This is a genomic window from Pseudoxanthomonas sp. USHLN014, from assembly GCF_037153335.1.
Classification (GTDB): domain Bacteria; phylum Pseudomonadota; class Gammaproteobacteria; order Xanthomonadales; family Xanthomonadaceae; genus Pseudoxanthomonas_A; species Pseudoxanthomonas_A winnipegensis.
In genome coordinates this window covers 23,946-43,688 of the sequence record NZ_JBBCKO010000016.1, presented here as the reverse complement: position 1 = coordinate 43,688, position 19,743 = coordinate 23,946, and the positions used below count along the sequence as shown (strand labels likewise).

The 19,743-nt window shown below is 62.1% G+C and carries 17 protein-coding genes and 1 tRNA gene; 4 read left to right on the top strand and 14 right to left on the bottom strand.

Translation table 11 applies throughout. The annotated features are described in order from the left end of the window. Positions 1-296: 296 nt before the first annotated feature. A complete protein-coding gene (locus WFQ05_RS19930) occupies positions 297-1,091 on the bottom strand; it encodes a M15 family metallopeptidase (protein WP_337055127.1) in 795 nt (264 codons plus the stop codon). A gap of 259 nt (positions 1,092-1,350) precedes the next feature. On the opposite strand from WFQ05_RS19930, the gene WFQ05_RS19925 reads away from it, so the two are divergent. Then, the gene (locus WFQ05_RS19925; protein ID WP_337055126.1) at positions 1,351-2,802 is read left to right on the top strand and encodes an adhesin; all 1,452 of its coding nucleotides are present in this window, start codon (positions 1,351-1,353) and stop codon (positions 2,800-2,802) included. Positions 2,803-3,011: 209 nt separating this feature from the next. Beyond that, on the top strand, positions 3,012-3,266 hold the full coding sequence (locus tag WFQ05_RS19920) for a hypothetical protein (RefSeq protein ID WP_157804753.1): 255 nt from the start codon (positions 3,012-3,014) through the stop codon (positions 3,264-3,266). 114 nt (positions 3,267-3,380) lie between these two features. Here WFQ05_RS19920 and WFQ05_RS19915 read toward each other — a convergent pair whose 3' ends face one another. After that, complete coding sequence (locus tag WFQ05_RS19915; protein ID WP_337055125.1) at positions 3,381-3,905, bottom strand: hypothetical protein; 525 nt, start codon at positions 3,903-3,905, stop codon at positions 3,381-3,383. Between the two features lie 397 nt (positions 3,906-4,302). On the opposite strand from WFQ05_RS19915, the gene WFQ05_RS19910 reads away from it, so the two are divergent. Then, entirely contained in the window at positions 4,303-4,758 is a 456-nt protein-coding gene (locus WFQ05_RS19910) for a GIY-YIG nuclease family protein (protein ID WP_337055124.1), read from the top strand. Here the strand turns inward: WFQ05_RS19910 and mobF are convergent. The 12 genes from mobF to WFQ05_RS19850 form a co-directional block, all read right to left on the bottom strand. After that, a complete protein-coding gene (mobF, locus tag WFQ05_RS19905) occupies positions 4,748-7,582 on the bottom strand; it encodes a MobF family relaxase (protein ID WP_337055123.1) in 2,835 nt (944 codons plus the stop codon). The genes WFQ05_RS19910 and mobF overlap by 11 nt on opposite strands. A 63-nt stretch (positions 7,583-7,645) precedes the next feature. Continuing rightward, positions 7,646-8,368, bottom strand: a complete 723-nt coding sequence (locus WFQ05_RS19900) for an HIRAN domain-containing protein (protein ID WP_337055122.1) — start codon at positions 8,366-8,368, stop codon at positions 7,646-7,648. Between the two features lie 21 nt (positions 8,369-8,389). Beyond that, the gene (locus WFQ05_RS19895) at positions 8,390-10,276 is read right to left on the bottom strand and encodes a helicase HerA-like domain-containing protein (RefSeq protein WP_337055121.1); all 1,887 of its coding nucleotides are present in this window, start codon (positions 10,274-10,276) and stop codon (positions 8,390-8,392) included. Then, on the bottom strand, positions 10,254-11,012 hold the full coding sequence (locus WFQ05_RS19890) for an ankyrin repeat domain-containing protein (RefSeq protein WP_337055120.1): 759 nt from the start codon (positions 11,010-11,012) through the stop codon (positions 10,254-10,256). The genes WFQ05_RS19895 and WFQ05_RS19890 overlap by 23 nt, the downstream gene beginning before the upstream one ends. Before the next feature lie 113 nt (positions 11,013-11,125). Then, positions 11,126-11,212 (bottom strand) — tRNA-OTHER (locus WFQ05_RS19885). Positions 11,213-11,363: 151 nt separating this feature from the next. Beyond that, the gene (locus tag WFQ05_RS19880) at positions 11,364-11,567 is read right to left on the bottom strand and encodes a hypothetical protein (RefSeq protein WP_337055119.1); all 204 of its coding nucleotides are present in this window, start codon (positions 11,565-11,567) and stop codon (positions 11,364-11,366) included. A 137-nt stretch (positions 11,568-11,704) separates the two neighbouring features. Beyond that, positions 11,705-12,229, bottom strand: a complete 525-nt coding sequence (locus tag WFQ05_RS19875; protein WP_337055118.1) for a hypothetical protein — start codon at positions 12,227-12,229, stop codon at positions 11,705-11,707. A gap of 86 nt (positions 12,230-12,315) precedes the next feature. Beyond that, the gene (locus WFQ05_RS19870) at positions 12,316-15,297 is read right to left on the bottom strand and encodes a TraM recognition domain-containing protein (protein WP_337055117.1); all 2,982 of its coding nucleotides are present in this window, start codon (positions 15,295-15,297) and stop codon (positions 12,316-12,318) included. A gap of 23 nt (positions 15,298-15,320) precedes the next feature. Continuing rightward, a complete protein-coding gene (locus tag WFQ05_RS19865; RefSeq protein ID WP_337055116.1) occupies positions 15,321-15,653 on the bottom strand; it encodes a hypothetical protein in 333 nt (110 codons plus the stop codon). 64 nt (positions 15,654-15,717) lie between these two features. Further along, positions 15,718-16,782, bottom strand: a complete 1,065-nt coding sequence (locus WFQ05_RS19860) for a hypothetical protein (protein ID WP_337055115.1) — start codon at positions 16,780-16,782, stop codon at positions 15,718-15,720. Positions 16,783-16,843: 61 nt separating this feature from the next. Beyond that, entirely contained in the window at positions 16,844-17,479 is a 636-nt protein-coding gene (locus tag WFQ05_RS19855) for a hypothetical protein (RefSeq protein ID WP_337055114.1), read from the bottom strand. Positions 17,480-17,507: 28 nt separating this feature from the next. Next, positions 17,508-17,909, bottom strand: coding sequence for a hypothetical protein (locus WFQ05_RS19850; RefSeq protein ID WP_337055113.1), 402 nt, complete (start codon positions 17,907-17,909; stop codon positions 17,508-17,510). 766 nt (positions 17,910-18,675) lie between these two features. Here WFQ05_RS19850 and WFQ05_RS19845 point away from each other — a divergent pair. Next, positions 18,676-19,731, top strand: a complete 1,056-nt coding sequence (locus tag WFQ05_RS19845) for an HNH endonuclease (RefSeq protein WP_337055112.1) — start codon at positions 18,676-18,678, stop codon at positions 19,729-19,731. Positions 19,732-19,743 lie beyond the last annotated feature (12 nt).

The following is a 19,743-nucleotide window of genomic DNA, read 5'->3' as shown; positions in this document are numbered from 1 at the left end:
AACCGCACCGCGCTTGAACTCGGTGCTGAACTTCCTTCGCTTCGACATGAACACTCCTCATGGCCTTGATCGGCCTTCTCGTAAGTGTCCGTGAAAACGGGGGTGAACCCCCAATCTGGGAGGTGCCCTGGAATGTGCCCGCGACGAGCATACTCCTTGCGGTGCAACGGATCCAGCCATTTTCGCCGCCCTTGGAAGTGCCAATCTCGATCCCCTCCAACCCGGCGCGATCAGGGCAGATGACCCGTTCGGCCTCACTCTCCGCCGAAAAGGAAGCAACTCGATGGACCGCTCCCTCACGTGCGTCTCAGAACAATTGGGGCCATGGGACAGGAGGCTGCAGCAAACGGTTCTGCTCGGAGCCCTTTCAGCGCCAACCTTGCCCCATAGCTCCATGGCCGGCTTACCGTCGCCCAAGACGCACTGCAAAGCACGGACTCGCACGCCCAGTCCGGCGCCAGCTCTGAATCGACACTCCAGGCCCACCGAGGTGCTCTCGGTAGGTCAGACACTGACTCCGCCTTAGCAATCACTGTTTGCATTGATCGGCGGGGGGCAGATCCGCCACGAATGGCTACCAGGCACTCGCTGCGCATCTCGACGTGGGGCATGTCCTGGAATCTCTTCCAAGCGCCACCCCACCTCAAACCCGCCTGCTGGGCCAGCTCACCGAAGCGCTGGTAGCCCTGCCGCACCTGCTCGTCCCTCAGGTCCCAAGAAGGGCGCCCGCGCTTGTAGATGACCATATCCGCCGCCCAGCCGTGGTTATGGCAGCTGCTGCCAGGCCCCACTTGGGTCACGCCCTTCTGGCTGGCGAGCAACGCAGCCTGGCGCTGTTCAGAGCGGTAACCCTCCATCAGGCGCAGGTCGTAGCCCTCGCCCTTCATTTGCAAAGCGATCCGTTCCAGCGTTGAGCGAAGCTCGGGCTGGACACCGTCCCACTGCGGGGCGTCTTTGTGGCGGTGGAACAGGCGTTTGAAAAACCCAGGCTTCTTGCCGTGAACCTCGGCGGAATCGGTGGCTGGCGCGTGGGCGTAAACCATGACGGGAGCGCTGGCCAGTGCGAGCGCAAGCACAAAGCGTTGGATCATGAGTAGGCCTCCTTACTCACATGAGCGATACATCCATGCAAGCGGAGAATCGAAAACGCGCAAGGGGGCTTGCGGAATCTTTTCCCTGACGTAGAAGAACAGGGGTGGGGAAAAGTCGGCCCCACCGCTTCCTGGCGCAACGGCCCCTCCTGCCGTTGCGCCGGGAAGTTTCGTTGGGGGGGGGGGGGGCTTGCGCATTCCAGGATCTGATCTATTCGTGAGTGCACACGCTCACTCATTTCAGACCCAGGAGGCCCCCGTGAAACGCTCCCTCATCCACTGCGCTTTGCTGGCAGGCCTTGTTGCTGGCACGGCGCAAGCCCAGGTTCAAGTGGGCAACGGTGCAGATGCGACTGAGTTAGGTGCCACGGCAGTGGGCGATCTGGCCGGTGCAAAAGGAGGCGGCAACGCCGCGTTTGGTTACTCCGCTCAGGCGGATGGGGGGACCACCCCTACTGGCCACTGCATTGGCGCGACCGCAGCGGGCGCTTACGCCTCTGCACAAGGGTGCAATACCTCTACTTTTGGGGCTTTCAGTCGTGCGACGGTGGGGGACTCCACGGCCGCGGGAGCGTATGCCGAAGCAACCGCGAGCGACGCTGCGGCTTTTGGTCAGTATGCGAAAGCAACGGCGCTCAGCACCTTGGCGGTTGGTGGACACGCCCTTGCTGCTGAAATTGGAGGCACCGCCGTAGGCCCGGGCAGTCAAGCCAACGCAGAAAATGCCGCAGCCTTTGGGCTCAGCGCGAAAGCCAACGCCAAAGGCTGCGTCGCCTTGGGCACGGGCACGACCTGCGACCAAGAGAACACGGTTGCCGTAGGTAACCGACGCTTGACGCAAGTTGCCCTGGGCCAGGCGAACAACGACGCCGTGGTCGTCAGCCAACTGCGGACCGCCGTGGAAACCTTGGGCGCTGGCGCTACCGTAGTAAACGGTGTGATCGTGGCTCCGAATTACCAGCTGATCAGCGGGAACCATTACAGCACCGTTGCCGGCGCCATCTACGATCTCGATGGGCGCGTTCACCAACTGGAGCAGAACCCTGGCAGCGGTGGTGGCGCCACCGGTCCACAGGGACCCGCCGGTCCGCAAGGCCCAGCAGGCCAGGACGGTAAGGACGGAGGAAGCAGCACCACGGTGGCCGGGGCCAACATCGAGGTCACGGACAACGGGAACGGCAAGCAAACCGTTGGACTGAAAGACACCGTTGAGCTGTCCGAGCAGGGCTCGATCCAGGTCGCCAGAACCATCCACAACAGCGACGGCTTCACTGTCCAGGGCGGTCCATCGGTCACCCGATCCGGGATCAACGCCGGCAACCAGCGGGCAACCGGGGTGGCAGCAGGAGCGATCGCTCCAGGGTCCACGGACGCGATCAACGGTGGCCAATTGTGGGATTACCAGCGGGAGCAAGACGACCGCTGGAACCTGACGGACCGCCGTTTCCGCCAGCTCGACAAGCGGGTGAGCGGTGTGTGCGCCATGGCCCAAGCAAACGCCCAAATGGCCACCTCGACGTCGGCGATCCACGGTGAGAACCGCAACCGCTTGGCCGTAGGTGTCGGTGGCTGCAGCGGTCAAGCCGCCATTTCCATCGGCTACACCCGTGACGTGACCACCCCACGCGGATCCCCATCGGCTTTCTCTATCGGGGTTTCCCGCAGCGGGCAGGACACGGCCGTGGGCGCAGCCTGGGCCATCGGTTGGTAACGAATTAAAGAATGTCAGCGGCGAAAGGAGGTGATCGTATCTCGGCAAGGGCCCTTCGGGGCCCTTGTTCGCCGCCAGGAATTCAAGTGTATTTCTATAATTTACAGCCACTTACGCTTGCAATTTGGCCCTAAGCCCTGTAGGATTCGCTTCACAACGAATTCGAGGAGCTGGGGTTCGATTCCCTTCTGAATTCGATGGTCGTAACAATGCCGATAACCGCCGTCGCCTTGGCACTTGCCAAGGGATGGTTCCTCAACAGAAACAGGAATGGTGCTCCACACAACAACAGCGAGGTAAACATGGATACAAGCAACATTACTAACAAGAACGGCAACAACAGCAGTAGCAACAACCTGACACTGAAGACCGCTATCGGCACGGTTCTGAAAGTGGCGTATGACACGACCATCGGGCTTGGCGTCGGCAAGCTCCTTGCTGCACCCCAGGTCAACGCGCGGTGAGCCATGCTCCCCATTGACCGATATGAAAAGCCCGGGTCCAGCCCGGGCTTTTTCTTTGGAACGCTGCTGCTATCCGCGGCGCCTCCGATCCGGCAGAGCCGAAACCGCCCAAACCTAGCCCCGTCTTTTCTCCGTTGCCACGAACGCACCATCGGAATGAAGGACCGCGAACGTGTTCCCCTGGACGTGCTCTGGCCAAACCTGTCCTGGCAGGCCCACGAACTCCAGCGGGAGGCTCGCCTCTTGGCCTGGTTCGAACCCAGCGAACGGGTCAAAGCTCTGCGGCTGCCAGTCCTCGAACTGAAAGTCCCTGTTCCAGACCATTGCAAAGGCCAGCGGATAGGCCTTCAGGACATAGATCGCCGAACTGCCTTTCCCGCCCAAGATGCCCAGCCCGAAGTCGCGAAGAACTGTTCTCCCGCTGTAGGGATACACCCAGTAGTGAAGCCGAACCTGGCGTAGAAGATCTGACCGGTCATCGAACAGGTGCTGGCTGTGGCGTTCGTCGTAGCGATTCAAGCCCACCGATGACATGTGGCCCAGAACTCCCCTTGCCACAAGCTGCGGCCGGATACGGATGCTCTGGTAGTAGGTGACCTTGCTTCGATCACGCAAGATCTCCGTCACCTGCCGGCTCATCGATACAAGCGCCTTGTCGTAACGAGAAAGCACCGAGCCGTTGCAGGTCCTGCAGATGCTCCTGAAGCAAACACCATTGGGCATCTTGTGGGACCGCGGCTTCTTCTCTCCACTGATTGCATCGGCGACGCTGGACACCCTCAGAGCGATGCCTTGAGCCCACGCCTTAGGCGGCACGTGATTTTCGGTCAGGTCGGTTTCCTGCCCGCATATGTTGCAACGCCCTTTGGAAGGTCCAACCGGGAACTTAAAGGTCACTCGCCAGCCCCATGCTCGCCATGAACTGCGAAGAGATTACACGCAAGTGACGTGTGGCCTCTCACGTCCTTCGCAGCAGGCTTGCCAACTCCAGATTCTGATCTATTCGTGAGTGGGTCGTTTTACTCACGGAGAGACCATGACCCATCGCCACAACCTGGGACGCAGCGAGAAGTATCACGCCCTGCCCCGCACCCTTTACGCCCTATTGTTCGACGACGGGGGATGCTACGTTGGCCAAAGCTCGAACCCGCAGCAGCGCGAGAAGCAGCACCGCTCCCCCAAAGGCGGCTGGCACCGTCCCTTCCGGTTCCATGCGCTGGAAGTGGTGACCGCCACCCGGGCGGAAGCCGAAGCGTATGAGCAGGCATGGCGGGTGAAGGCCTCCCGGGAGGGGTGGCGCATCAACGCCAAGCCGCCGGGGATTGTGGTCAACCCCCACCGTCGGGCCACGGCCCACGTGCACGGGTTGGCCCACCAACGGCGGTGGCAACTGGGAACACCGGTGAAAGCCCCCTCCGAACGCGTGGGGTGGTGGCCATGGGCAGCGGTGGTGATCAGCGTGTTGGCGCTGGCCCGATGCGTCACCGGGTAAGCCTCATCTCGCGCAATTCCGCGTTTGTGATTGGCACCCGGGGTTGCGGTTTCAATCCTGCCAGCAGCTCTTCCACGTCCTGGACCAGGTTGCGCACCGGAGCAGCCTGGGTCTCGGACAAGCCGACGCTCAGCGCCATTTCTTTGTGTCGCTCGGTGCCCAAGCGTTCGGCCATGCGCTCCATCACGTCGTCCGTCGTATACATGCGGTAGCTGCCCTTGGTGAGGCGGGTGAACGCCACCAAGGCCGACTGCTGGTCGAGCATGCCCATGTTCGTGGCCAAGTGGTAAACCTCGGATTTCCCTTGTCCTTGCGCCTTGTGGACGGTCATGGCATACCGGTGGGCCAAGGCGTTGTGCTCGCTCGTGTTGAATTGCACGATGCGCCCATTCTCCTTCGGATTCGAGCCCTGGATGCGCACCACCACGTCGTAGCCGCCGGACTTGTCCTTCCGAATGCTCTCCACCGTGCCCTCGGTGCCGTTGATGACACCCAAGTCGTTGTTGGTCGCCGTGAACATCACACGGTCGCGGCGTGAGAGCGTCAGATCCTCCCACTGCCCTTTCACGATCGAGCGGAAGGTGAATTCCTCTCTGTCCAGCACGCCTTGCTCCTGGAGCCCCTTTCGGATGCCCGTGGTGAGGGCTTTGACTTCAGAGCGCGTGTGGGCCAAGACCAGCTTCTCGTCCATCGGCGTTTCGTCTTTCAGGTAATCGTCCACCAACGCCTTGATGGCCTGTCTTTCCGTTCCGAAGTCGTCGATGCAGTTGCGCTGCTTGAGGTTGTTCAGGATTTCTGTGCCCATATCAAAGGTGCCTCGGCGGCTGCGGTGCCCGCGGCGCATGTCCTTGACCTTCCCCTGCTGGTCCCGCTCGTAGAAGCTGTTGGCAGTGATCAGGTCACCGGCGTTCTTCTGCCGGCGGATCTCGGTCAGCTTCGTGTCGCCCAGGGCCATCTTCGCCAGTTCAAAGCCGTTGCCCGCGGCGATGGGCTGAAGCTGGTCACTGTCCCCTTGCAAGATCAGCTTGGCGCCCACCCCTTGGCAGTAGGTCATCAACTTCAAGGTATCGCCGGTGGCAATCATCCCGGCTTCATCGAGCACCACCACAACGTTCTTCGTCAGAGCAACCTTGCCCTGCCGGAGCTGGGAAAAGAACTTTGCAACCGACATGCAGGGCATGCCGGACTCTTGTTCCAGCTTAGCCGCGGCTTTACCCGACACGGCCAAGCCCATCAACTGCTTTCCTTCGGCTTCGAAGCACTGCTTGTAAACCTCGGCCACGGTGGTCTTGCCGGTGCCGGCCAACCCCGACATGACCCCCACGCCGGCCGTGCCGTGGGTGAGGTGACCGATGGCGGCGTTCTGCTCCTCTGTGAGGGTGAACCCCTTTCGCTTCTCATACGCGGCGATCACCCGGTCTACTGTGGAGCGGAACAGCTTGAGATCCGTCTCGTTCTCCCGCTCCTTCGAGCGGCGGATGATCTCGGCCTCCCATTCGACCATCCAGGTGGCGCAGAAGCGATCCTCCCGGTGCTTGCGCGCCAACCGAGTGCCACGGTCGTCTTTGTGGAGGTGTTCGGCTTTCACGCGCACCAGGTCGTCCTGTTCGGTGAACTCCTTCACCATTTTGAGGATCTCCTCCGCGTTCTTTTGCCCGGCGAACTCCATCCCCAACTCCCGGACCAGGTCATGCTCGCAGAACATCGCCTCGTTCTCGTGCATGCGCTGCAAGACCTCGTCAAATGTATGCGGGTCCAGGTGCTGGCCTTTGGTCTGCTTGAGCGACTGGGTGGTGGGAACCAGGCCTGGCCTTTCTCGGGCAATGTTGGCAAAGGTTTGCTGCCAGTCCTTGACCACCTGCTCGAAGGGCGGTTCTTCCTTCTTTTTGCGGGTGGCCTTGCAGGCCTCGTCGTGGCTGGCGTTGGGGTGTTCCTTGACGTAGTCCAGGATTTCCTGGCGGCGGGTCTTCGTCTGAAGCACCAGCTCCCGGTCGATGCCGGCAATCGTCGTGAGAATCTGGCCGGTCTCGCGCCCCATCACGTCCACCTCGCGCTCCCGCTGAATCCCATAGCCCAGCGCTTTCATCGCGGCGTAGAGCTCCACTTTGTAAAGGTGATCCGCGGCGTGACGGTGGCGGTAGATCTCGATGGCATCGAACGTGCCCCACTGGCCGTCCTCGCCCTTCGAGATCCCGAAGGCCAGGTGATGGGTGTGAAGGTCGGGTTCCACGTTCCGGTTGCTGACGTGGTCGGCGGCTGCCCACACCAATCCCTGGGTGTCTATAACGTCTTTCCCCGCTCTTCCGCGCCGGGTCTCTACCTTGCTCTCGATGTAGCGCATCGCCACGGCGCAGGCCTGGCGGTGCGCTTCCAAGATGGCCAGCTTCTCGCGTTCATCCGCAAGGGCAAACGCCACGCTCACGTCCCCTGGGGCGGAAATGGTCAGATCGAACCCCACCCGATGGCCGCCCTCCCACTTCTCCATCGGCTTGCCGTCGTCGTCCAACCGCACGTTTCCCCAGCGATCCGTCTTGATGACCAATCGGGCCTCCTTGCCCGCGTTTTTGCACAACGGCCTTCCGGTGGGTGAAAAGCCCTTCCCCAGCTTTTCCATCACCTCGCGGGTAACCGGCTGCCCTTCCAGGCCGAGCTCGGCGGCGAGGCTGCCGCCCCAATTGAGCGTCTGCCTCGGATCAGGACCGCTGCCGGCGTAGTAAGCCACGGCGCTGTCGATGGACAGGCGCTCGGTGGCCAGCATGTAGTCGAACATGTTGCCGTTGCGCTTGTTGTGGCCGCGGGCATCGATGCGGGTGCAATTGATCACAGGGACCTCCTGGAACGTTGATCGAACCAAGGTCCCAGAAAACCATCAATGCGCAAGGGGGGGTTACTTCTCCAGGCGCAGCGTGACCCAACGGCGTTTTATCTCCTCCACGACGGCGGTTACTGGCTCTTCGCCGAAGACTCTCACGTGCTTGGACTTGGGCACCGAAAGCACCTTGAAACCCAAGCCGATGCTCTGCGCGTTGCTAAGGTAGTAGTTGACCGTGGTCCAGGAGTCCGTGGTCCAACCCTTGGTGCGCTGTTTCGGATGGAGGTGGCCCACCGCGTCGTGTGGGATCCAGCACTTGAAGCGATATGCCCCATCGGTGTCCTTCTTAAACTCCGGGTCAGCGGTATGGCGGACCATCTCGGGATGAATGACGAGGTGATCCGGATGCGGGTCGATGGACATGTCCAGGTCCACTTCCAAGATGTAGTCGTAAACCTTGTCCGTGGTCACCAGCCCGCCGGACAGAACCGCCTCACACGCAGACACCATGTGTTCGTAGCCGGCCTGAGCCATGCGCTGCCGATATTCTGCGGCCACCTCCCGTGGCAAATAACCAAGTATCCTGGGTGGCGCCTGTTGTGTCATGACGGCCACCGCGTTTTGGTCCGCCGTGTTGGTGTTATCGGGATACAGGACGACCAAAGTAAAAATCCGACTGGTGGAGCCCTTTCGATTGTTGGCCACCTCGTCCAGCTCCTCCCGAAAACGCGAGGTCAAGGCTGCCTTCACAGCGTATTCGGCGACTGGCTTCCAAATCGGCACGGTGATCGTTGCCATACTTGCTTCCCTACATGGTGTTTAACGGGAGAATAGCGCGTCGATTTCCTCGGGTGTCATGGTCAACACCCGCTGCACCGCATCGATGCCTTCGGCGGTGGTTGGGAAGGCGGACGCGCCAGCGCTTGCAGGGGACGCGGCCGGCGATGGCCCTTCACCCTCGACCACCACACCGGCCGGCTTGGTGGTCCACGCGGCGGCCACCTGCCCTTCGCGAACCGTTGGATGGCTCCTACCGGGCCACGTCAGCAACAGCACGTCCCCGCCCATTTGGACGATCGCCTCGATGCCCCACTTCTCGGAACCGTAGCGATTGCCTTTGCGGAAACCCAACCGGTCGGTGAGCTCACCGCTGGAAACCAACGCGCGGCTCTCTTCGTGAATCTGGGCCTTGTCCTCGTGCCCACGCCAGGCGATTTTCCGCTTGCCGAGCTGGCTGGCCAGCTTGTCCCGGGTCGCCCCCATCTGCACTTGGCACACCACGTGGGTTCCGACCAGCGACGAAAACGCTTGGGCGGTCTTGTCCCCGTAGACCAACTCAATCTGGGAGTGATCCTGGACCGCCATGATGGCCACCACGCCTTTGCTGCGTCCCAACGCCAGCAAGGGATCGATGTTCAAGCGCCCAGCGGTGGTCAGCTCATCGAACACGAAGTAGAGCCCACGCCCGCCCTCGTTGTCCGGCAAGCCTGGCCCGATGAGATCCGGCACGGCCACGTTGATCATGGCGGCGATGTAGGCCTTCGTCAGGGTCGGATCGGGTCCGGATTGAACGATGACCTGCTTGCGCCCGGTGTAGTCGTCCCGTATCCACTCGGTCATCGAGAAACGGCGTTTGCCGATCACCGGCCATGCGGTGGCCAGGTCGTCGATGAGGCGGGTGAAGCCCCCCAAGGAGGACAGAACGCTGGACGTGGTTTGGCTCTCCGGATCACGCACCAGTGCGGCGCCGCGGGGGTAATGCGGGCGCATGCCTGCGCCCATCTCCGCGGCCGGACGGCGCACCAAGGCCGCCAGATCGGGCCACCCCCACTGGCCAGGCCGGGTGTTTTGGAGCTCGCGCACGCACCCAATCAACAAGTCCTGGGCGGCCATGCTCCAGAACTTGGCGTTTCCGTCGCCCTCCGGGATGATCGAGGCAGCGAACGCCGCCGCTTGGGTGGGGGTCCGCACGTCGGCGGCGACGTCCCACACGTGGGAGCGCGCATCGAAGGGCGACACGATGATGGGCCTTTTGAAGATCGACGTGAAGTCGCCTTTGATGTCGTAAAGGAACAGCTTTGCGTCCCTCTTTCGCGTCAGTTGTTCCAGGATATGCTTGAGGATGACGCTCTTGCCCGACCCCACCGAGCCGGTGATCAGGACGTGGCGCGCCCAATGCTTCTTCGGCAACCGTAGATCGGGGTGGAGGGACAGGGCGAAGGGATCCGCCTCGGCGTCTTTAGGGGCTATCGAGCGGTGCTGGGCTTCGTCCACGGCCTCCTTTCCTTCCAATAGCCGCGGTCCGGACAGGTGCCAAGTGTTGCTCACCGGCTCGGCCGCCTTGAAGAACGTGCGTAGGCCAAGGCCCGCTGCCAGCAGAAGCGACGCCACGATCCGGGACCACGTCGCCACTGGGTGGTGGTAGGACACCAGTTCGATGAACTCCCGTGCCGGAGCACGTGCCGAGATGCCAGCGGTCAGGAAGTGAAAAGCGGTCACCAGACCACCTCTCAAGGCATCGGCGAAGCGGATGAGCGAGCCATCGGGATGCGGGATGAGCCAAGCAACGCCCATGCTCCCCACGTAGATCAAGCCAAAAACGAATGCACCGGCAAGAACGGCGCGGTGCCAGTATCGGACCGGCTGGGAAGGCGCAACGCTGCCGGGCACGTCACCCAGCGCGTCAAAAGGCTTGGGTTTGCTCATGTCGGTGCATGCGCGTTGGGGTCCGCCCTCGCCACCCTGGCTGCTCAGGATTGGCGCCGTGGGCCATCAAGTGGAGGCAGGCCCGGGCGTGCCTGTGAAGCGCGGCAAGGTGGAGCGGTGCCCACCCGTGGGCGTTGAGGGCCGCCACGTCGGAGCCCGCTTCAACCAGAGGCGTGACCAGCGAGGCGTGACCAAACCGGGCCGCGTGGTGGAGGGGCGTGTTGCCGCTGGCATCGGGCAGCCGGGCGTCCGCACCCATGCCGATGCAGGCCAGCAGTGCTGCTTCGTGGCCCGCCCGGGACGCCCCCACGAGCCAGCCCTGCCACGGTGCGTTCTCCCGCAACCGGTTTGCATCGGACTGCCGTGCCCACGCTTCCTCCACCGCCATCGCCATGCCTTGGAAGAGCGAGACGTGCTCTGCCATGGACAACCCAGCCACCCTCTCTGCCAAGGTGCTGTAAACCATCGGCTCGTCACGGTCTGCCAAGCGTCTCTCGTAAGCACGCACCAGGTTCTGGGTGGACGTCCGCTTGGGCGCGTCGAACCCCAGGCGATGCAAGCCCCAGCGCAGGTCCACTTGGGGCACATCATCGTGCTCCCGCTGGCGCACCTGCCAAACCAGATCGCCCAACCGACCCTCAACAGGGGCAACGCTCAGTGCGTGGGCGCGCGCCAACACTTGCGAATCGTGAAGGCCTTTGGATGCGCCGGCTTCGCGAGCGAGCGCGGCCGCCAAGGCCTCCGCTCGTTGGAGGCCCAGGGGACGCAAAAGGCGCAACAGGGATTCTTGAGTGTCCATCCCCATGGTTGTAGCGTTGAATCGCTGGCCGTCAAGCCAACACGCAGAAATGGTGGGTCAGGCAGGACTTGAACCTGCAGGGGAGTGAACCAGCAGTTTTACAGACTGCCCCGGCTTCGTTATCGGACTACTGACCCGAACGCTAAACGCTGTCGGGTGGGCCAAAGACGATCCAACCCAACATGTAGAAAATCAGCGCGGGGTAGAACCAGAAATCAAACCCCTCCCAGTCAAACCGGCGCCAACGCTTCCTGCATCTTGCGCGCAGCTTGAGCCAGCGCCGGCTGCTCACCGGAAGGAACTCTGGACCACCACCCCGATGGTCACAAAGCCCACCACCGCCATGGCCACCACTTTGAGCAGAACCGGAACGGCCGGAGGGTAGGCGAGGACAGCCGTTGCGAAGGTCGCGATCAGCAGGAACAAGCCGGTCAGCAGTGGGACCGCGTTTTCGAAAGCGAAGTCTTTGAGGGCATTGAACAACGTGGACATGGCGGCTCTCCTTGTGGTTTTCATGAGTAGGCCTGCCTACTCTTCATACAACCAGTAAAGCACCACAAAACTGGACGTCAAGACGCAAAAATGCCCGATTCTGCGAAGAACCGGGCAGATTTGAACATCGGTGAAGATCACTGTCGGAAGACGTTCGGCTGGGCCTGCTTCTGGTGCTTCTCCCAATCGTAATTGGCAGCGTAGTCCTTCATGAAAGCCGCCTCCTTCAACGAACTGCGGGCGTAATCAGCGTATCCCAGGCGCCCGGGTCCGTTCTCCATCCGCTGCTCACGGGTCAACATGGGAGGGCTCTCCTCACGCTGGGCCCCGCGTTGCTGCCGCCACTGCGCAACGGTCGCATGAACCACCTGCTCGTGCTTGTCGTCCGGCTTTGCATCACGAACGGCTTTGTCGGCCTCCTGGATCTTTGCCTGGAGCGCGGCGATCTGATCGGGCGAGGCCTTCTCTGCCCAATCCAGAACGCGCTGTCGGCGTTGCTCGATGGCGCCTTGGTCTTGGGCCACATTCTGCTCGAAGTCCGCCCGCGCCGCGCTGTCCTTCTGGGGCGGTGGGCGATCGCCCAGAAGCCGCTCGTTGCGCTGCGCTTGGAGTGCTCGCAGCTCGGTCATTTCTTCGATGGGTTGGGAAAGGGTGTTGCTCATGTTTGTTTCCTCCGCTGGGGTGAATAGGTTCATCGTTGATCAATCCGCAGGTTTGGCAAGGGGGCGAACCCCCTCGCCTATCCGCATCAATCCGCGTCGGGCAGCAGCTCCGCCAGGTCGAACCGCTTGATGCCGGCACGGCTCAGCGCCACGATGGCGTGACCGCGGGGCTCAAGAAGAGCGGAGTATTCTTCCTGCAGGAAGAGCGGCTGCACCTCGCGCTTGCCCCCGGTGGGCATGTCGATGTCGCGCGCGATCTCGTCTTGGCCCAGCGTGTCCTCCGATCCAATCCGCCAGCGGCGACCCGTCACGGCGTCGATGCGCGAAGCCGTCAACCGCCCCGCCCCTTCCATGCGCATCTTGTCGTAGGCGGACGCGTAGGCATGATCTGGGTCGTTGAGCACAGAGTGGCGCCAGTTGTTCATACCGCCTTGGTAGTCGATGCCCCGGGTGCGCTGTTTGAACGTGGTCAACGTTGCCTGTCCGAACCGCTTTTCCAGGTATTCGTGGGTGTTGTGCGAGCACTTCAGCGCGATCACCGATTGCATCGTGTTGGCCATCAGCTCCGCCTCGTTGACTGACCCAAAGGCGTTGACCAAGCTTTCAAACCCTTGAGTTGCAAGCACGGGCATCAACCCCAGCGAGCGCGAAACGGAGAACAGGTTGATGTCATCGGCCGTCAACAACAGGTGGGCCTCGTCCATCATCAACATCACTTCAGTTTGCCCAGGCAACGCTTCGCGCCACTTGTCGCCGAACGCACCACGCGCTTTGATTCCGTTCATGACCCGCTGTTTGAGCAGGCGCATCATCATTTCACCCGCTTCACCGAATTGGGTCGGGGGCAAGAAGAGGCCTACCATGGCTCCATAGAGCGCGTCGGACACATCCACCTCGCCCGTCTCAATCGAATGCCAAGGCATGTCCGTCTTGCTGTCACGCAGCTTTTCGCCTCGCAATAGCTTCTCCAGCAGCCCTCGTGAGTTGAGCGTGAACGATTGCCTCTGTTCCGGATGCATCGCGGGAATCTCCAGGAACGCCCATTCCAGCGAGCTCTGCAGCTGAGACATGGGACGGAAGAGATCCGGGTGGATGGTCTGCGGAGCGCTCTCTTGACGAAGGCGGTGCTGCTGCAGGTAGGCCGCGTAGGCCAGCCGCCCTTCTTCGTCATGGCTCGTGTCCGCCTCTTCCAGGCCCAAGTATTTCACCACCTCCATCAGCTTTGCATTGGCACGAGGCGCGGGGCTGGCGGGAATCACGCGTTCGACAATGGACAACAACTTGGCGTGGTGGAATGGCGTGTATTGCCATTGCCTATCATCACTCACAGGGATTCGATGGATGGCGATCTGCTCGGCGATCCGCTCGAGCAAAGCCTCAGTCTCGGCCACATCCTCGTCCAGCTTGCGCTGTTTGACCAGCTCAAGCTCCGCGTCCAACTGTGCACGCTCCAGCCCTTCCAGCTTGGCCGAACACCAAGACCTGTAAGCCATCTCGTGATCCACGAGCGCACGAAGAATGATGCCGGTGTGGTAAAGGAACGCATCGCCACCATCCGTCCAAAGCTTGGATTTCTCGTCCACGCGCCCACCCGATGCGCCGCGCAATGCCCGGACGATTTGATCGGGCGCCAACCCTTCGTATGACGCCACCCGCATCCCGGGTTTGACGACGATATCGAACAATCCTTCCAAGTCCGAGATGATCGCCCCGTCTTTGCCGTCGGCGATGAGCGCGCCACCGCCGGCAAGCTTCTGCTGCTTCAAGCGTTCCCTTGCATCTGCGTGGCCTGGCGCCACACATGCCATCGCCAACGCGGCTCTACGGAACCGACGAGCGATGGGTCTCAGCGCGGCGAAGGATTTGCCAGATCCAATGGCTCCAAATACGAGCAGGCCCTGCTGACAATCCCTCCACGAGAACATCATCACGGTGCCCAGGTCGGGCGAGTAGCCATAGCCCTTGTCGGAAAGGTGTCCCGTGGCGCGCCCAATGGTGATCAGCGGGGTCTTGTCCCGCAGTGCCGCCTCGGCTTGCTGCTCACGCGCCTTGACATGTGCGTTGATCAGCGCCCCCTGGGTGGCCAAGTTGTTGTCGTTGTTCTGCAGGTAAAGCCGGGCAGCGTTTTGGACAAAGTTTCCTTCGGCGTATTGCATCGCATACATGCACGCCAACACGAAAGGTGCCGCCTCGCCCAAGCCAAACGGCAGGACCTTGGCGACAACCAAGGTGGCAAAGATGAGCCCCACCCACTTCATCGCTTGAATGAAGCGCGCGGCCGTCCCGCCAATGACGCCCCGGTGCGGGTGCGAGGCCGCCGACACAAAGCAAACCACAAACACGATGCCGACCAAGCCGAATGCCCACCATAGGTAAGCCTTGGCCATCTGGGCATACACAGCCATGCCGCCGGCTTGCATTGCCACCTCGGTGCCGCCCTTGCTGTCGCCGACCATGAACTGAAGCGCCATCGGAACCCACTGCAAAAGCACCAGGGCCTTCAGGGCCTCCTTCATGCCCTCGCCTTGCTTGAGGGCGATGAAGTATGGAATGGTCAGCAGCAGAGCGGCCCAGCCTGCCCAGCCGATGAGGCTCACCAGGAAGGTCGCCAAAACGCCGATCACGGGGAAGGCGAGATACATCAAGGGAGTGGCCAGGCTGTCGCCGCCCTGCCCCATGTCATTGCCCTGTAGGAAGCCCTCGGCACGCCGTCCAAGCTTCGTCGTGATGATCCGCGATTGGGTGTCGCGCAGATCCTCCGGGACCTTTGGCCACCACTCCTGGAATTCGTCCTCGCTGCGTCCGTCGGGCACCTTGAACCCCTGGGCGTTCTCGTCCCAGACGGCGCCGCACTCCAGCGCGAAATCCCGGTCAGCCTCTGGCACATCGAGCTCTCGACTGCGAACGCGATCGGTCACGTCAAAGCGCCCCACCAGGTTTTCATACTCCTCGGCGGATTTGACGATGATTTCTTCCTTCACTTTCGAAGGCTCGCCGCACTTCCGGCGTAACTTGCGCCCCAGGCCGCTCGTCCAGTCAAGCACGTTGAACAAACTGATTGCTGCCATCTCTGTCTCCCTCCCCTGTCAGATCAACGAAGCCAATGCGCCAAGACGGCAAGCACCAAACAAATCGGTGCGCACGCCAGGAAGCCCGCTTTGGCCACCCAGCGCTCTGCGACCTGCTCAACCTTGCTCGCGTAGAGCCGATCCTTGGTCCATGCGTCATACGCGGCGTCGTCTCTGACCGGCGGTCTGCGATCGGCGCGCAAGTAGTAGAAAGTGCGGCGGACGCCTTCGCTCAGGTGGCCCATGCCAAACGATTCAGGGCTACCGAGGAACAAGCGCCCGTGCAGGTTCAGCCACTTTGAGCCGAAGTGAAGTTTTCCGGGTTCCCGGTATTGCGTAAAAAACCACTTGAACATGTCTCCCCCTTATTCGCGAGTAGGTCACTTCTTTCTAGATCGAATCCGCGGATGCGCAAGGGGATCAATCGATCCCCGACTTCTTCGCCCAGGCGTCCAGGTCAGCGTTGGCTTTTCGCTGCCAGTCGTTCCGCAGTTCGGCGGCTGGTGCGGGGGCCTTCTTCGGCAACGTGGCGGTCGCACGTTTCGGCGAAGGCATTGGCTGGGGCGCAATCGGCGCTGTCGTCGTTGCCGGGGGAGCGGCGACAGGTGCGGGTTTCTGGATCGTAGCTTCTGGCTTGGCCTGTTCTGAAAGCACTGCTGGAGCAGGCGCAACCACGGGGACTTCCACCACCTCGGGCAACTGCTCGGGAGCGGCTGGAGTGGCAACCGGTGCCACGGGAGCCGGTGTGCTTGGAGGCACCTGGTTGTTCTTCCCAAGCAAGAAGTAGATCGCCCCCGCGACCAATGCCACCGCCACCACACCGGCCAAGACCCAAGGCAAACGAGAGCGGGGGCTGGGTTGGATCGGAGTTACTGGCTGCTCTGGTGACGCGGCCTCCGGGGGCCGGTTGGACCCTTCAGGCACCGCGGAAACGGACAGGACTTCCACTGCGTCCTGCTGAGACAGATTGACCAAGGCTGCCGTATCTTCATTGCTCAACGCCTTGGCGTCCACCGAAGGGCCACCCAATCCATCTGCAACCTGTGCGCCGGGCTCTCCAAGTTCATCAACCAGCCCCCAAACGGTGCACATTCCCTTATCACCCGCTCCTACGAGAACCGGAGCAGCTGCATCGGACGTCAGTTGCCTAACCAACATTTCCTGCTCCACGGTAAGCGGAGCGTCTTGGGGCTTCTCTTGGGCAGCACGATGTTCCTGGACTTCCCGGGCGCGCTTCGCGTCCAGCTGTGCCTTGGCTTCCTTTCCCTTCTCTGCAGCGGCAGCAACGCCCTTCTGGGTCAACTCGGCAGTGCGCTTGCCGATCACCCCGGCCCAGTGACTGGCAGCTTTCAGGTTTTCTTTCACGCCATCGGAAACCAGCCGCTCTTCCTGCGTGGGCGAAGCGGTCGGGGTTGCGTTGGCACGCTTCAGCAATTCTTCGCGCTTGCGCTGCAGGATTCTTTGGTTCTTTTCTTCTGGGGTCATGTGGGCTCCTGGGAATGGGGGAAGGAAGCCCAGGCATCGCAAGACACCCGGGCGATTGGCGTCAGCGGACGTCAGGCACCGGGGTAACGACGATCACGGGCTCACCGCTGCCGCAGCGGTCGTCCACCGTGACCTTGGACAGCGCGCCACGCTTGGCCAGCTCAACGATGGGCACTTGGCAGGCGGTCTTGTCGGCTCCTTGGAACACCACCGTCAACCCGTTACTGGACTTGCTCAACAGACCCGCGAACTTGTCGAGGAAGGCCCGGGTGTCGGTGTCCAACCGCTTCATGTCGGCGGGGTTGTAGTTCAACCGCAACGAATCCAGGACGGCTTCCTGCTGGCCCTCCACGGTTTCGGTCTTGGTGACCACTTCGGCTTTCATGCCAGCCGCACGGGCGGCGTTGGCGGCCTGCTCGGCGTGCTCCCGCTGCTGCTTCACGTAAGACGCCGAAGCCCCCACTGCAGCACCGGCGGCGCAAGCGCCCAAGGCCTTGTCCTTCTTGCCCGTGAGCAAGGCGATAGCCCCACCGGCCACGCAACCGATGCCACCGGCTTTGAACAGACGCTTCTTGTCGGCCTTGGTCTTGCTATCGTCCTCCGCGGCATGGACCGCATCAGGGGCGGCCTGGGCGGAAACCTGAAGCGGCATGAACGCCGCCAGGCAGAGAGTGAGAGGAGCGGAATGACATTTCATGGGATGGATCTCCTGCTGTGGGGGAAAGTTAGGTGCGTGGAGCAGTCATGGGTCCGGTTGCGGGCACCTTGGCCGCACCAGAACCTTTGGGAGAGGGTTGCGAGAGGGCCGCCGTCACGACCTTGCGAAGTGCTTCTTCGTAGCGCTGAATGGCGCTGTCCTGCTCCGCCTTCGTTTCGTCTCGCAGCCGCCGCAGGTCTTCTTGGAACGCACTGCGGAACAGCGCGTTCTCTTCCCGCAGATCGTCGATGAGGCGCTCCAGCTGAGCGCTGGCGTTCTCCAACACGCTCACCACTGACGTGGCGGTGTTGTGTCGCTCCAGCGCCTCTCGCATGTAAGCGCTGAACCCACTGCCCGATTCACGAGCAAGCCGCTGAGCAAGTTTCAGTTGCCCGCGGTCGAGGTTTACGTTGTGACGAACGAACGCCATTGGTCGAGTAACTCCATTTCGGGATTACTCCACCGATACCGCGAATCTCGGAGTTGGCAAGGCCCCACCGCAGGAGCCTGAAAAACAAAGGCCAAACGAGCTAACAAGCACCGACACTGTCTCCATTCGCTGGAGACACGGTCAGGCCTTGATTGGATTGGGATTTCGGCAGATGTGACGCCGATTCTTGGGCGAAAAACGCACTCCCACTTAAGTGCGTCATGTGTATGACGACTCTGGGGAACCGTCCGGGCTCCTGCTTCTCTGCCACTGCCGACATTGCTTCCACCCACGCTGGGCTCTTGCAGTTGCTTTTCGGCGGCCCCTTGCGTGTTGCCCCAGCTGCGCTATTGGTGGTCCACGCCCCCTCGCCCCACAGGACCACCGCCCACGCCATGCCCACGCAACGCTCCCGCTCTTCCACCCCTCACGCCCACCGATGCCCCACCCCGGGAATCCGTGCGGAGCGTTTCAGCCCACCGTTTCGCATTGCCCCGGATCCGCAGGACAGGTTGCCCTCACCCACCCGCAGCACCACCCCACGACACCCAAGCCACGTTGGTTTTAGTCAAACGTGTGCAGTGCCCATGGATACACCGACACCGTGTTTTCCGAATCGCAAGTGGGTAGCCAAAGAACCCTTGGAAGGAAAGCGCGGAGCCCTCGCCGCATTTCGTTTTAGTCAAACGAGGGTGCGCCCCATGGCCTTCATTCACCGCCATTGGCCCATCAGGGATCCGTCTGCTTTCGTTTCAGGAGCGCTCCCATGACCGCCGCTGACGTGGACGCGTTCGCCCGCCGCGTGCTGGCCTTCCATGCCGCCCGTGGGCCTGCCACCCCACGCTGGGCGCTGGACGTGGCCCGCCGTTCTGAGAACCCTGCGTGCGCTTTCTGCACCGCCCCTTTGAAGGCTGATCATCGCCATTCGTGGGGGCTTTCACCCCTCGTTCCGTTGAACCAGGGCGGCCCGGCGGACACCGAAAATCTGCTCATGGCCTGCAAACGCTGCATCGCTGAACGCGGCAGCCGAGACCTGTTGGCCTGGCCCGAGTTGAGCCAACGGTTGCCCCCAGCCATGCTGGATGCCCTGCTGGCCGACCGGCTGCTTGTCCTCCAGCGCTCCGACAACCACCTGGTCGAGGTGGGGCGCTTTGCGAAGCCGGCCACCGTTCTTGCCCAGCTTCAAGAGCGCTGGATACACCCCCGGCTCCTCGTCCACGTGGAGCGGCATTCGGACAGCTGGATGTTGGGGTGGCCACTGGCCCAGCGTGCCGATCTGACGCGGAACGACTTGGCCGCGCTCTTGCGCAACGTGCACCGGGGCGAATGGCTGGAACACCCCGAGGTGGTGGCCTTCCGGTTGACCGCGGATGTTTTTCAATTGGCGGTGTGGCAACTGATCGCCCTCCACGCCCTGGTCATCCCCCTGGCCCAAGGGACAGCGCCCCCTCCCGATCGAACGTTTGAGACCCGCTGGATGGCCCGGTATCCAAGCCTGCGCCAGATCCGCCTGCGGCGACAGGGCGCGCACGAAACACCGTGGCCAAGCAAAGGCAAAGACCACGTCGCGGCTTACAGCGACAGGCCTAACGCCGTTCGCATGCGGACCCAGCGCCAAGCAACACGTGAGGGGGAAACGAAGGCCCAGTGGTTGGAAGCAAGGCGGCGTTTGGCGAAGCGAGACGCGGGCGTGGTAAGTGGGACGCTGAGGGCATGGTTGCCCGGGGAGCGGGCAGCCATGCAGGCCGATGTGGACGATCTAGCGTCGTTGTGGTTGGAGGCCCGCCAGCGGAAAGTGCAAGGCCTCTCTCAGCGGCCGTGATCCACTACCATT